13 protein-coding genes are annotated in these 13379 nt (G+C 60.0%); 2 read left to right on the forward strand and 11 right to left on the reverse strand.

Annotated elements, in window-relative coordinates; all coding sequences use genetic code 11:
* Positions 1–46: 46 nt before the first annotated feature.
* From FHX05_RS27620 to FHX05_RS27640, 5 genes are all read right to left on the reverse strand, one after another.
* Entirely contained in the window at positions 47–3205 is a 3159-nt protein-coding gene (locus FHX05_RS27620) for an efflux RND transporter permease subunit (protein ID WP_183875869.1), read from the reverse strand.
* A 23-nt stretch (positions 3206–3228) separates the two neighbouring features.
* Positions 3229–4377, reverse strand: coding sequence for an efflux RND transporter periplasmic adaptor subunit (locus FHX05_RS27625; protein ID WP_183875871.1), 1149 nt, complete (start codon positions 4375–4377; stop codon positions 3229–3231).
* Positions 4378–4435: 58 nt separating this feature from the next.
* Positions 4436–5044, reverse strand: coding sequence for a TetR family transcriptional regulator (locus FHX05_RS27630; protein WP_112602991.1), 609 nt, complete (start codon positions 5042–5044; stop codon positions 4436–4438).
* Between the two features lie 228 nt (positions 5045–5272).
* Entirely contained in the window at positions 5273–5752 is a 480-nt protein-coding gene (locus FHX05_RS27635; protein ID WP_112413455.1) for a hypothetical protein, read from the reverse strand.
* 117 nt (positions 5753–5869) lie between these two features.
* Positions 5870–6301, reverse strand: coding sequence for an OsmC family protein (locus FHX05_RS27640; RefSeq protein ID WP_183875873.1), 432 nt, complete (start codon positions 6299–6301; stop codon positions 5870–5872).
* A gap of 343 nt (positions 6302–6644) precedes the next feature.
* On the opposite strand from FHX05_RS27640, the gene FHX05_RS27645 reads away from it, so the two are divergent.
* Together FHX05_RS27645 and dgoD are read left to right on the forward strand one after the other, a co-directional pair.
* Positions 6645–7439 carry a FadR/GntR family transcriptional regulator gene (locus FHX05_RS27645; protein WP_183875874.1) on the forward strand — a complete coding sequence of 265 codons (795 nt, stop codon included), beginning with the start codon at positions 6645–6647 and terminating at the stop codon, positions 7437–7439.
* Between the two features lie 30 nt (positions 7440–7469).
* On the forward strand, positions 7470–8618 hold the full coding sequence (dgoD, locus tag FHX05_RS27650) for a galactonate dehydratase (RefSeq protein WP_092712672.1): 1149 nt from the start codon (positions 7470–7472) through the stop codon (positions 8616–8618).
* Positions 8619–8951: 333 nt separating this feature from the next.
* Here dgoD and FHX05_RS27655 read toward each other — a convergent pair whose 3' ends face one another.
* The 6 genes from FHX05_RS27655 to FHX05_RS27680 all read right to left on the reverse strand — a co-directional run bounded on the left by FHX05_RS27655 (position 8952) and on the right by FHX05_RS27680 (position 13180).
* The gene (locus FHX05_RS27655; RefSeq protein ID WP_183875876.1) at positions 8952–9668 is read right to left on the reverse strand and encodes a Bax inhibitor-1/YccA family protein; all 717 of its coding nucleotides are present in this window, start codon (positions 9666–9668) and stop codon (positions 8952–8954) included.
* Between the two features lie 22 nt (positions 9669–9690).
* Positions 9691–10461: an anti-sigma factor gene (locus FHX05_RS27660; protein WP_112335256.1), complete on the reverse strand. Its 771-nt coding sequence runs from the start codon at positions 10459–10461 to the stop codon at positions 9691–9693.
* The gene (locus FHX05_RS27665; RefSeq protein WP_183716166.1) at positions 10448–10987 is read right to left on the reverse strand and encodes a sigma-70 family RNA polymerase sigma factor; all 540 of its coding nucleotides are present in this window, start codon (positions 10985–10987) and stop codon (positions 10448–10450) included. The genes FHX05_RS27660 and FHX05_RS27665 overlap by 14 nt, the downstream gene beginning before the upstream one ends.
* 65 nt (positions 10988–11052) lie before the next feature.
* Complete coding sequence (locus FHX05_RS27670; protein ID WP_183875878.1) at positions 11053–11976, reverse strand: bestrophin family protein; 924 nt, start codon at positions 11974–11976, stop codon at positions 11053–11055.
* Between the two features lie 124 nt (positions 11977–12100).
* On the reverse strand, positions 12101–12853 hold the full coding sequence (msrA, locus tag FHX05_RS27675) for a peptide-methionine (S)-S-oxide reductase MsrA (RefSeq protein ID WP_183875880.1): 753 nt from the start codon (positions 12851–12853) through the stop codon (positions 12101–12103).
* A gap of 117 nt (positions 12854–12970) precedes the next feature.
* Positions 12971–13180, reverse strand: a complete 210-nt coding sequence (locus tag FHX05_RS27680) for a SlyX family protein (RefSeq protein WP_183875882.1) — start codon at positions 13178–13180, stop codon at positions 12971–12973.
* Positions 13181–13379: the final 199 nt, after the last annotated feature.

Raw genomic sequence — 13379 nt, forward strand, 5'->3', positions numbered from 1 at the left:
TAAATATCCCGGCTCGAAGCCGGGATATTTGTGTCTTTCAGGCGTCCTATTCCGCCGCCACCGCCGGCGGCAGCTGAACCGTATTGCCCTCTTCCTCGTCAGCCTGCTCGCTGGCAACCGGCTCCGCCGACTTGCTCTTGGGATCGCGGCCGAAGAACAGGGCATAGCCGGCAGGCAGCACGAAGATCGTCAGCACGGTCGCAACCAGGATACCGCCCATCATGGCGTAGGCGAGCGGCCCCCAGAAGACACCGCGCGAGATCGGGATCAGCGCCAGCACAGCCGTCAGCGCCGTCAGCATGATCGGCCGGAAACGACGCACGGCCGAGCCGATGATCGCTTCCTTCCGGTCCATGCCCGCCGCGATATCCTGGTCGATCTGGTCGACGAGAATGATCGAGTTGCGGATGATGATACCGAGCAGCGCGATGACGCCAAGGATCGCGACGAAGCCGAAGGGCGCACCGCTGATCAGCAAGGCTGCCGCCGCGCCGATGATGCCGAGCGGGCCGGTGGCAAGCACCAGCATCGCCTTGCCGAAATGCTGCAGCTGCGCCATCAGGAGCACGACGATGATGACGAGCATGATCGGCGCCTTGGCGGCAATCGAAGCCTGGCTTTCAGCGCTGTCTTCAGCACCGCCCTGGATCTCGATCTTGTAGCCGGCCGGCAGGCTGTTCCTGAGATCGGCCATGTCGTTGTAGAGCTTGGCCGTCACATCGTTCGACTGCACATTGTCTGGCAGAGTTGCCCGTACGCTGATGGTCGGCAGGCGGTCACGGCGCCATTCTATGCCCTGCTCCATGACAGGCACGATCTTGGCGACCTGCGACAGCGGCACGAACCCGCCGCTATCGGTCGGGATATAGACCGAGTTCACCGAGGTCAGCAGATGGCGGCTCGCATCAGGCTCGCGGGCGACGATCCCGACGGTTTCCTCACCCTCGCGATAATTATCGAGGGTGAAGCCGGACATCGAAGCCTGCAGCATCTGGCGGATGCGCTGTGAGGTGACGCCGAGCGCGCGGGCACGGTCCTGATCGATCACCAGCTTCATGGCCGGCACCGGCTCCAGCCAGTCGTCATGGATGGCGCCGAGCAGCGGGTTTTGGGTAAAGCGCTGCTTCACCTCGTCGGCAATATGGCGAACCTCCTGCCGGTCGGGACCCATGACGCGCAGCTGCACGGGCCAGCCGGTGGGAGGACCGAGGAACAGGCGATCCACCTTGCCGCGCACGGATGGGAAATCGGCCGCCAGAATGCCGCGTAGCTTGGTGATCAGCCGCTCGCGAGCCGGCTCGTCCTTCGCCATGACCAGCATCTGGGCATAATTCGGGTTCGTCAGCTGCTGGTCGAGCGGGAGGAAGAAGCGCGGCGCACCTTGGCCGACATAGGTGGCAATGAAACGCTTGTCCGGATCGTCAGCCATGCGTGCCTCGAGCGCCTGCGCCTGACGCTCGACTTCCTTGATGCTGGTGCCTTCAGGCAGCCACAGGTCCACGAGGATTTCCGGGCGCGAGGACTGCGGAAAGAAGTTCTGCGGAATGAACTGGAAGGACCATAGGCTGCCGACGAAGGCGGCAAGCGTCAGAAGCAGAACAATAACGCGGTGGCGCACGGCCCAGGCAACCGAGGAGTGCAGGCGCCGATAAAAGCGGGTGTCGAACACGTCATGATGCTCACCGGCATGATGCCGCTGCTTGAGGATCATGTAGCCGAGCCATGGGGTGAAATAGACCGCCACGAACCAGGAGACGACGAGTGCGATGCCGACGACATAGAAGAGCGAGCGGACATATTCGCCCGCCGTCGACGCCGCAAATCCCACCGGGATGAAGCCGGCCGTGGTGATCAGCGTGCCCGTCAGCATCGGGAAGGCGGTAGAGGAATAGGCGAAGCTGGCAGCATCGAGCTTCACCAGCCCCTCTTCCAGCTTGCGCTCCATGAGCTCGACCACGATCATGGCGTCGTCGACGAGCAGGCCGAGCGCGATGATGAGAGCGCCGAGCGAAATGCGCTGTAGGTCGATGCCCAACTCGTACATGATGGCAAAGGTTGCGGCCAGCACCAGCGGGATGGCAATGGCGATCACGAGGCCGGAACGCCAGCCGATCGACAGGAACGAGACGATCAGCACGATGACGAGAGCTTCGCCGAGCGCATGCATGAATTCGCTGATAGCATCGGTGACGACGTCAGGCTGGTTGGCAATCTGATCGACCTGAACGCCGACCGGCAGCGAGGCTTCGAAGCGCTTATAGGTTTCCTCGACCGACGTACCGACATCGGTCACCTTGAAGCCTGGGGCCATGACGACCCCGAGCTGCACGCTTGGATGGCCGTTGTAGAGGAACTTGGCCGTATAGGGGTCTTGCAGCCCCGCGGTGACGGTGGCGATATCGCCGAGACGGGTTACCTGGCCGCCGGCGTTGAGCCGCAGGTTCTTGATATCCTCTATCTTGTTGACATCGCCCTCGACCGAGATGCGCACGGAGCGGGTGCTGGTATCGACATTACCGGCCGGATCGACGTTGTTCTGGCCGATAATGGCGTTCTTCAGGTCGTTGAGCGTCAGTCCGCGTTCGGCCAGAACCTTGGAGGAGACATCGATATAGATCTGTTCCGCCTGGTCGCCGATGATGGTGGCCTTCTCGACACCCGGTGTCGAAAGCAGCATGTCGCGCGCCTGGATGGCGAATTTCTTAAGCTCCGGATAGCTATAGCCGTCGCCGCTGATCGAATGCAGCGTGATGAAAGTATCGCCGAATTCATCGTTGAAATAGGGGCCGAGCAAGCCGGAGGGCAGCTCGTTGCCGATATCGCCGACCTTCTTGCGGATCTGGTAGAAGGCGTCCTTCACCTCGGCGGTGTTGGTGTCGCCCTTGATCTGGATGGTAGTGATGGCAAAACCGGCGCGGGTATAGGATTTGACCCAATCGAGATGCGGCGTTTCCTGCAGCTTGCGCTCGATCTTGTTGACCACCTGGTCTTCCATGTCCTGCAGCGAGGCGCCGGGCCAGACGGTCTGCACGACCATCACGCGAAAGGTGAAATCCGGGTCTTCCTTCTGACCCATATGGGTCAGGCCGAGCGCGCCGGCGATGATGATGAGCCCGAACAGAAAACGAGCGATGCTTGGATGAGCGATCGCCCACCGCGACAGGTTGAAACGCTTCCTCTCGCCGGAGGTGCTATTGATGGACATAATCTCGTCCCCCTCGATCCGGGTCAGCGTACGATATCCGCCGAGGCGGCGTTGGTTTCAGCGGAGGCCTGCTGGGCTGATGAAGCCGCAAGCTTGACCTTCATGTTCTCGGTCATGAATTGCGTGCCGGCGGCAACGACGACATCGCCGGCTTTCAGGCCATCGGCGACCCTTACGCCGTCATCGGCGAAATCGGCAACCTTGATCGCGCGGGAATGAACCGTGCCGGCGCTGCGATCGACCAGCCAGACGATCTGCTTTCCGTCCTTCTGCGCGAGAGCGCTGAGCGGAATGGAAACATAGGGCTGGGTATTGTCGGCAAGCGCCTCGATAGTCGCGGTCATGCCAAGCAGCACGCGCGGATCGTTCGGCACGCTCACGCGCACAGCGAAGGTACGCGACTGATCGGCACTGCCGGACACTTCCCTCACCTTTCCATTGAGCACGAGGGCGGCGTCGGACCAGAAGCGCGCCTTGACGTCCTTGCCGACCTTGAATTGGGCGATGTCCATTTCCGGGACAGCGACTTGCACTTCCTTCTCGCCATCGACAGCAACGGTGATGACGGGTGTGCCGGAACTGACCACTTGGCCGACATCGGCATTGATTGCGGTCACGATACCGTTCATGTCGGAGGTCAGGTCGGCATAGGCGACCTGGTTCTTGGCTTCGCTCAGTGCCGACACCGCAGAATCCCGGGTCGAGACGGCCTGCTCGTAGGAAAGCTCCGCCTGTTCGAGCTGCGACTTGGAGGTGACATTCTTGTTAAAGAGTGTCTGCGCACGCGTGCGGGCAAGCTCGGTCGTCTGCACCTGTTTCTCAGCCGCATCCAGATCGGCCTGCGAGCGGCGCACGGCGAGAATGTAGTCGGTGGCATCCATGCGGGCGATCACATCGCCGGGTTTTACCTTCTGGCCAATATCCACCTTGCGCTCTACGATCTTGCCGTTGACGCGAAAGCCGAGATTCATTTCAGTGCGCGCTCGAACGGCGCCGGAATAATCAAGCTTGCGCGTCGTGTCAGCTTGAGCGATTTCAACGACCTTGACCGGCCGGACCACCTCCGCCGTCTCCTCTTTCTTCTCATTGCAGCCCGTAAGCCCAAGCCCGAAAGCGGCAAAGAGAGCCGCACCGGCAATGGTCCGTAAAGTGTTGGTCGTCAGCGAAACCATGTCGCTCTCCTAAAGTCGAACAAAGAGTGAGAGCACGCCGGACATCCGGAGCGCACCGTTATTTCTTCAAAGCCCTAATGACAAATTCGATGATATCCTCGGGATCCGCCTGGTAGGGCTTGGCAAGGCATTGCGCCACCATCTGCGGATGACAGAGATCGACGGTGGTCGCGGCAAAGCATTTGGCGGCAAGATGCGGGTCCTGTTCGGCGAATTCGCCGGCAGCAATTCCCTCCGCGATGATCTCTGCGACCAACGCCTGCGTGCGCTCGATATGTTTTTCGATGACGTGCCAGTCGCGCTCGATGGCCACGATGACCATCTCGTGAACCTTCTGCTCATCGAGCATGGTCTCCAATATCATCTTGTACTGGGATAGCGCGTAGGTCCGCAGCCGCTCGGTCGCACTGATTGGCTGATTGCGGATGGCGAGAGCCATCTGGTAGCTCTGGCCGAGCATACGCCCACAGATAGCCTGGTGGATTTCCGTCTTGGAACCGAAGAACCGATAGATATTCGCCGTCGACATGCCGAGATCGCGCGCAATATCGGCTACGTTCGTCTTGCCGTATCCGTAGTGGCGAAACAGCCTTTCAGCGGCATCGAGAATGCGCGTGATGTTTTCCTGACGGGCAGGATCGGCGTTGACATCGGAAAGCTCGAGCATGAAGGAAGCCTGATAGATTACGAGTGACGATTTTCAATTTTCGTCACTCGTAATCTATCAGAGTGCCGATGTCAAGAAGCCGCCCACAACCGTAGGCAGCTTCAGATGCTACTGAATAAACCGATGATGTGGCGAAGAACTTGAAACAACAGTTAAACGTTCAACAACGTTCCTTGCGGAACGGGCTAAAAGTGTCAGGCATTTTGCCGCAGGCTGATCGCCGCGTGATCAGGCGCCTACAAAAGCCGGATGGAAACGCCGAATGCTGAAATAGCCAACAAACAGGCAGACCACCAAAAGCGCCACCTGCGCCGCAAGGATCGGCGGCTCGTTACCGGTAGGCGCCAGCGCATTGAGCGTCGGAATCTTCTGGAACGATTGGATGATGAGCACCAGACAGTTGAAGAACAGCAGCACGAGCGCGCCGATCACGAAGACGGCACGCCATAAGCCGGCAAGATGGAATGTGTAACGCGCCAGCGCCGTCGGAATGAAGATCAGCAGACAGATGATGCCGACGATGATCGCCGGCGTCACGCCATGAAACGGGAACAGAAAACCCGTCAAGCTGGTGAGAGCCGTCGTCAGCATATAGACGAGCGTCGAGCGGTTATGACGATCGGCGGTGAGAAAGCCGTAGGCTACCACGATGCCGCTGATGATGGCGACCAAGCTGATGACGACGTGAATCAAGAGAATTCCAGACATTCGCCCCTCCAAGGGGCATTGCATTCCGATAGAAATGACAGCCCAACGCCCCGAATGCGGAATATATACGAAACGCGCCGCGCCAGCCAGCGCGACGCGAAGGCCTGAAAAGGCCACTTAGGCGGCGTGAACTTCCAGGGAGATCGGAACTGAGGCAAGCGCCTTGGAAACCGGGCAACCGGCTTTCGCCTTGTTGGCAAGCTCGGTGAAGGTCGCTTCATCGGCGCCAGGCACCTTGCCGGTCAACGTCAGGTGGATGGCGGTGATGGCGAAGCCGCCTTCGACGCTTTCGAGCGTGACCTTGGCCGTCGTCTCCATGCTTTCGGCGGTGAAACCGGCCTCGTTGAGGATCAGCGACAAGGCCATGGTGAAGCAACCCGCATGAGCCGCGCCGATCAGCTCTTCCGGATTGGTGCCAGCAACGCCTTCGAAACGGCTGGCGAAGCCGTAAGGATGGTGATTGAGTGCGCCGCTTTGGGTCGAGATCTGACCCTTGCCGTCCTTCAGACCGCCCGACCATTGAGCCGAACCCGTACGATTGATCTGCATGTCGTTCTCCTTGTCGTTGAATGAACTTGGGGAGGCGGTCCCGCCTCCCCGTAACGATCGACGGCAGGCGGAATGGCCGCCTGCGTCGTCACCATAATCCTTCTATCTCTCGAAGACGACGCCGCAGTAACAGCAGGGGCGCCGACTTTGAAAAGCCTGGTGGTCGCGGATTGTTCCCAAACGGCTGGAATGCAGCAGGCTAAATCATCATACAAGAATATTGCCAATGTATGATGATTAGCGTATCTTCATCTCAATGCGAAAAGGGAAGGTGCCAATACGTCCAGCTCCTTCGCAGCGAGAGGTTTCCGCAGAGAATGCGGAATGGTGCGGAGGAAAAAGCGTGGAATCGCTGCAAAGGCAGGAGCATGGCGCGTCGGCCAAGCCTGAGCGTCGTCCCCGTGTGCGCAAGAATGTGACGGCGGCAATCGCTGAAGACATCTGCGCCGAACGCTATTCATCCGGCTCGACCCTGCCGCGCGAAAACGATCTTTGCGAAATGTACGGCGTCAGCCGCACTGTTATCCGCGAATCCCTCAAGGTGCTGGAATCCAAGGGCCTCGTGCGCGGCAAGCCGCGCATCGGCACCACTGTCTGCGACAGGGATGACTGGAACATTCTCGACCAGGACGTGCTGGAATGGATGGGTCCCTATATCGCCGATTTCGATATTCTCGGCTCCATCCTCGAGGCACGCCGCACCATAGAACCCGCCGCGGCAGAATATGCAGCCGAGCGCGCCACGGCTCGCGAAATTGCCGACCTGGAGAGCGCATGGCAGCAGATGCGCGACAGCGGCGATGATCCGGAAGGCTTTACCGAAGCCGACGTGACGTTCCACAAGCTGCTGCTCAACGCCAGTCACAACCAGGTGTTTCGCCGTCTTTCCAGCGCCATGCATGCCGGCCTGAAATATGCGCTGCACGCCTCCAACGTCGCCGCCGACAGCCGCGACGAAGCAATCGCCGTGCACGGCGAACTCGTCGAGGCCCTACGCCTTCGCGACCGCGATGCGGCGCGCGTCTGCGCTCACCGCATGCTCGATCTTGCCGCCCGTGATCTCGCCGTCGAACGACGGCTGGACAAAGGCCGGAAAGCAAATCCCGCAACCCAGAGATCCGCGGCATCGCGCCGCTGACGCAACCCAAAGCCAAACGGAAGCATTCCCATGAAAATCACCAAGCTGACGACCTATATCGTTCCCCCGCGCTGGCTGTTCCTGAAGATCGAGACCGATGAAGGCATCGTCGGCTGGGGTGAGCCCGTGGTCGAGGGCCGCGCGCTGACCGTACAGGCGGCTGTGCACGAGCTGGAAGATTATCTGATCGGCAAGGATCCGTTCCTGATCGAAGATCACTGGAACGTCATGTACCGCGCCGGCTTCTATCGTGGCGGCGCCGTCCACATGTCGGCGCTCGCCGGCATCGACCAGGCGCTCTGGGACATCAAGGGCAAGGCGCTGGGACAGCCGATCCATTCGCTGCTCGGCGGCCAGGTGCGCGACAAGATCAAGGTCTATTCCTGGATCGGCGGCGACCGTCCCTCGGACGTTGCCAACAATGCCAAGGACGTCGTCGCCCGCGGCTTCAAGGCGATCAAGCTCAATGGCTGCGAGGAAATGCAGATCGTCGACACCTATGACAAGGTGGAGAAGGCCGTCGAAACCATCGCCACCATCCGCGAGGCGATCGGCCCTTATATCGGCATCGGCGTCGATTTCCACGGCCGCGTCCATCGGCCGATGGCCAAAGTGCTCGCCAAGGAGCTCGAACCCTACAAGCTGCTCTTCATCGAAGAGCCGGTGCTGTCGGAAAACCGCGAGGCGCTGAAGGAAATCGCCAATCATTGCTCGACGCCGATTGCGCTCGGCGAGCGCCTGTATTCTCGCTGGGACTTCAAGTCGGTTCTGTCGGACGGCTATGTCGACATTCTGCAGCCCGACCTGTCGCACGCCGGCGGTATCACCGAGTGCCGCAAGATCGCGGCGATGGCCGAAGCTTATGACGTGGCGCTTGCCCCGCATTGCCCGCTCGGCCCGATCGCGCTTGCCGCCTGCCTGCAGGTCGATGCCGTCAGCTACAATGCCTTCATCCAGGAACAGAGCCTCGGCATCCACTACAACAAGGGCAACGACATCCTCGACTACATCTCCAACAAGGAGGTGTTCCAATATGCCGACGGCTTCGTTTCGATCCCGCAGGGTCCCGGCCTCGGCATCGAGGTTGACGAAGCCTATGTCATCGAGCGTGCCAAGGAAGGCCATCGCTGGCGCAATCCCGTCTGGCGCCACGAGGACGGCAGCGTCGCCGAATGGTAAGACCACGCTCGTCACCTGACGGACGAGACACCGCATATCTCCAATGATGAAAGGCCCGATGGCAGCAGATCTGCGCTATCGGGCCTTTTCTTTAGACGGTGCTCTCTTGGTCCGGCACCTTCCCCCTTTGCCGCCTGGCGGCGAAGGTGATTTTCGAGCGGTTTAGCCCAGTTGGCTCGCCCTCAAAAAAGTTGCGCCTGCAGTATCGGCGCAGATACTGCAGGCGCGTCATGCGTCTCAACAAGCCCCCAGGGAGACGCATTACCGGAGCATGATCACCAAAGGCGTGGAGTGCCCTTTAGCTTAGACCATGCTCAAGCAGGCAATTTCAAACTACTCCCGCTCGCCGGTGAAGTTCAGCAGCAGCTGGAAGATATTGACGAAGTTCAGGTAGAGCGACAGAGCACCGAAGACGGCAAGCTTCTGCTGCGATTCCTGATCGTAGTTTTCGGCATACTGTTCCTTGATGTTCTGCGTATCCCAGGCGGTCAGGCCGACGAAGACCACGATACCGATGACCGAGATGGCGAACTGCAGCGTGCTCGAACCCAGGAAGATATTGACGATGCTGGCGATGATCACACCGAACAGACCCATCATCAGGAACGAGCCGATGTTGGAAAGGTCACGCTTGGTCGTATAGCCGTAGAGGCTGGTCGCGCCGAACATGGTCGCGGCAATGAAGAAGGTGCGCGCGATGCTCGTACCGGTGAAGACCAGGAAGACCGAGGCCAGCGACAGACCCATGACCGCGCAGAAGGCCCAGAACATCATCTGCGCCGTTCCCGCCGACATCGACTGGATGCGGAACGAGAAGAAGAACACGAAGGCAAGCGGCGCCAGCATGACGACCCACTTCAGCGGGCTCTGGAAGATCGGCACATAGAGCGCCGGCGTCGTGCCGACGATCAGCGCGACGATTCCCGTCACGACAAGGCCGATACCCATGTAGTTGTAGACGCGCAGCATGTGCCGGCGCAGCCCCTCGTCGAAGAGCGCCTGAGAGCCGGCGGCGGCTCCGTAGCCGTATCGCGGATTAGTCGGGTTCATGGTCGTTCTCCTTTAATCCAAACTAGTAGAGGCTGCGGGCAAGCTTTTCGGCATCGCCGTCAAGCTGACCCGCCTTGCCGTTGCCGATCAGCGCATAGGCGACTTCGCCAATCTGCCAGTAGGCAGCCTGGACATCGTCACGCTTGATGTGACTGACATCCTGGACGGCGAAATTGCCCGGACGGACGGCAAACAGTGACAAATGTCCGTCTTCGCCGGCATCGACCATCATTTCGACGCTCGGCCCGAATTCGGACGGATAGATTTGCGCATCGGTGACACGCCAGCCACCCGGCAGCTCCGGCAATATGATTGCCGTCGATGCGCGGATTTCATCCGGATTGTAATTCGCAGACGCCGACTGCGGCTTGAGCTCCTCGCGCACGGCCGTCGTCTTGTAAGCGCGTACCGCGTCATCGACGAAGGCCGGTGGACGTGTCGACGCACTAACCTCGCTCGCCGTGAAGGCGCCGAAGGACGTATGCGCAACCCAGCCGGTGGTCACCAGCACGGCGATGGCGGCGATACGCTGAAACGAGCCCAGCACGCGGCCATAGGCCAGCCCGCGCTCCAGCCGCCGTGCGGCCTCCCGCGTTTCCGCCCGGACCACATGGCCTTCGCCGGCCAGAGCCATGCGCAGCTCGCCACGGATGCTCATGTCGGCCATCACCTTGGCTGCGATTTCGGGATGCTCCGAGAGATAGGATTCCACCTCGATACGGCGCGCAAGCGTCAGCTCGCCGTCGACATAGGCGTCGAGATCGGTATCGATGATCGGATCAACGATTTTCATTGCCGCCTCCCTCGATAAGCCTGAGATGCGAAACCTTGGAGGCTGCCTCCTCGAAACTACGCAGCGTCGCGCGAGCCCGTGCAATGCGGGACATCAGCGTGCCGACAGGAATGCCAAGCGCTGATGCCGCCTCCTGATAAGAGAGGTCCTCGATCGCCACGAGATGCAGCGCCTCGCGCTGCTCCTCGGGCAGACTGAAGAAGGCTTCGCGAACTTGGTTCAAACGCACCGTATGGTCCTGCGATGCCGGCAATGCAGTTTCGAGGTCGGCCGCAGCCTCCTCGTGACGACGGCTCAGCGACTTTTTCTGGCGCAGGCGGTCAATATGCACATTGTGCAGGATCGACAGCAGCCAGGTGCGCAGATTGCCGTCGCGCCTGAACGATGCCTTGCGCTCATAAGCCTTGACCAGCGCGTCATGCACCAGATCCTCGGCCTCGTCCGCATTGCGCACAAGCGAGCGGGCGTAACGTCTCAGCGAACCGAGCTGCCCCAAAACATCGAATGTGCGTCCTTTGCGTTCCATACACCTATATACGGAAGCACTCCGGATTCTATTCCATCGCCCGGCGAATATTTTTTTCTGATTTTTTACATCAGCAGGAAATCCTTGGGCTGCGGCAACGGCGGCAGGTCGGTTTCCCCAAGCGCTTCGCGCAGATTGATCTCGATCGTATCGGCAAGCGCGCCGATGGCGAGCGCATTGGGGCGCTTGCCGAAAGGGTCTTCCAATTCGTCGCCCAGCGCATCCAGACCGAAGAAGGTGTAGGCGATGAGTGCCGTAACAAAGGGCGAGCCCCAGCCGAGCGTATCGACATAACCGAAAGGCAGCAGGAAACAGAAGAGATAGGCAGTGCGATGCAGAAGCAGCGTGTAGCCGAAGGGCAACGGCGTGTTGCGCAGCCGCTCGCAGGCCGCCTGCACCGCACCCATCTGGCCGATCGTGATATCCAGCATCTGATATTGGATATCCGAAATCACACCCGATGCTTTCAGCCGTGCGAGATCGGCGGACATCAGGCGCAGAATGAGATCAGGCTTGTTGCGGGCCGCGTGGTAGAATTCCGCCTCGCTTGCGGTCAGCAAGCGAAACACCTTGCCCTCGTCGCTGCCAGGCCGCAGAAGACAGACGAGCGCCTGTGTGAAGGCGATGGTCAGGCGCAGCAGGTTATTGCGCGCCTCGATACCGGCCTCCCCTGCACTCTCCAGCACCAGCGTCTGCCGGGCGAAGCCGCGCGCGAGATGGACGAGCTGCCCCCAATCCTTGCGGCCCTCCCACCAACGGTCGTAGCAGGCATTGTTGCGGAAGCCGAGGAAGATCGAAAGCGCGATACCGAGCAGCGATAGTGCCGAGCCGTTGAAGGAAACGATGAGGTTCGGCCGAGCCTCATGACCCCAGACGATCAGCGCCGATAGCAAAAAGATGGCGATGATCTGCGGCAGGATTCGGCGGATGATCGACCCGCGGACGATGAAGAAAAGCTGGAAGAGATTCGGCCGGTCGCGGACGATCATGACGAAACGCACTCTCGATGAATGTCTGACGGCGCAGCAATACACCAGACGAGCCGGGAGTAACGAGCATTTCTTGCAAGGCGGCCCTGACCGGCTGATATCGCTCGCCGGTCAGGGCAGGCCATCATTTCACACTGGCGCTTGCCGTCACCAGAACCGGATCGGCGCGATAATCGCCGGGAAAGAGATGCTGCAGGTTCTTGATCTTGGGCAGGTCGTTGATGACGATATAGGGATAGGTCGGATGCGTCGTCAGGAAATCCTGATGATAGGCCTCGGCCGCATAGAATTGCCGCGCAGGCTCGATCTTGGTGACAACAGCCGCATCGAAGACCTTGGCGTGGTTGAGCTGCTCGATATAGGCCTTGGCGATATCAGCCTGCGACTGACTGGTCGGGAAGATCGCCGAACGGTACTGCGTCCCGGTATCCGGCCCCTGATAGTTCAGCTCCGTCGGATCATGCGCCACTGAAAAATAGATCTGCAGCAGATGGCCGTAGCTGATCTTGTGCGGATCGAAAACGATGCGCACGGATTCGGCATGGCCGGTATCACCTGCGCTTACCATTTCATAATGAGCCGCATCCTTGCTGCCGCCCGTATAGCCCGAAGTCGCGCTGATCACGCCATTGACGTGCTGGAAGACGCCCTGGACGCCCCAGAAGCAGCCGCCGGCAAGCACCGCTGTTTCCGTGCTGGTGGTAATCGCCTTTTCATCCATACTCGGCGCGGGAATGACGCGTGCATCCTCTGCCGAGGCGCGGCCGACGAATTGCAGCGCGACGCCGCCGAGTAATACCGCGAGCGCCGTAAAGCCGGCCAAGCGGGTGACGCGCGATGAATAAATGCGGGTCGTGTCCTTCGATAAAATCTTCATGGTGATTTCCTCTCGACCGCGATTGTAAATGCGACAGTCACAAGGAAATACGGGAAGACGGGCATTTTTGTTACACACGCCCGCGTGCAACACCGAAACGTGAACGCCGAACGCAGCTCAGTAGTGCGGCGGCTTGGTAACGGCCGGTGCGTCGAGCGACTGCTCCTCCAGCGTCAGAAACCGCTCGGTCAGGCGGTCGAGCTTCTGCCTGGTCTGCTCGACTACCTTCCATTGCTCGGCGAGCTGATCGGAAAGTTCCTCGATCGTCTTGGCCTGGTAGGCGACCGTTTCCTCAAGTCTGGTGATGCGGCTCTGTTCGTCTGACATGTCTGATCCCTTTCGCAAAGATCTATAGCACCGGTACCGTCGCGTACAGCCCTTCCATTCCGCATGAGGCGAGCTGCAGCGTCGTTTGACGGTAATGTGACAAAACTGAAAAACAGCTGAAAAGACCCGTTACCTAAATGACATGGCGGCCTTCTAAAGAGAGCGCAGAGACGCGCCGGTTTTGAAGGCCATTCCTTCC

This window comes from Rhizobium sp. BK491, assembly GCF_014194925.1.
Lineage (GTDB): Bacteria > Pseudomonadota > Alphaproteobacteria > Rhizobiales > Rhizobiaceae > Rhizobium.

Coding starts and splice junctions, on each gene's coding strand:
- FHX05_RS27620 (WP_183875869.1), bottom strand. CDS start 3,205: ATGTCCATCAATAGCACCTCCGGCGAGAGGAAGCGTTTCAACCTGTCG.
- FHX05_RS27625 (WP_183875871.1), bottom strand. CDS start 4,377: ATGGTTTCGCTGACGACCAACACTTTACGGACCATTGCCGGTGCGGCT.
- FHX05_RS27630 (WP_112602991.1), bottom strand. CDS start 5,044: ATGCTCGAGCTTTCCGATGTCAACGCCGATCCTGCCCGTCAGGAAAAC.
- FHX05_RS27635 (WP_112413455.1), bottom strand. CDS start 5,752: ATGTCTGGAATTCTCTTGATTCACGTCGTCATCAGCTTGGTCGCCATC.
- FHX05_RS27640 (WP_183875873.1), bottom strand. CDS start 6,301: ATGCAGATCAATCGTACGGGTTCGGCTCAATGGTCGGGCGGTCTGAAG.
- dgoD (WP_092712672.1), top strand. CDS start 7,470: ATGAAAATCACCAAGCTGACGACCTATATCGTTCCCCCGCGCTGGCTG.
- FHX05_RS27655 (WP_183875876.1), bottom strand. CDS start 9,668: ATGAACCCGACTAATCCGCGATACGGCTACGGAGCCGCCGCCGGCTCT.
- FHX05_RS27660 (WP_112335256.1), bottom strand. CDS start 10,461: ATGAAAATCGTTGATCCGATCATCGATACCGATCTCGACGCCTATGTC.
- FHX05_RS27665 (WP_183716166.1), bottom strand. CDS start 10,987: ATGGAACGCAAAGGACGCACATTCGATGTTTTGGGGCAGCTCGGTTCG.
- FHX05_RS27670 (WP_183875878.1), bottom strand. CDS start 11,976: ATGATCGTCCGCGACCGGCCGAATCTCTTCCAGCTTTTCTTCATCGTC.
- msrA (WP_183875880.1), bottom strand. CDS start 12,853: ATGAAGATTTTATCGAAGGACACGACCCGCATTTATTCATCGCGCGTC.
- FHX05_RS27680 (WP_183875882.1), bottom strand. CDS start 13,180: ATGTCAGACGAACAGAGCCGCATCACCAGACTTGAGGAAACGGTCGCC.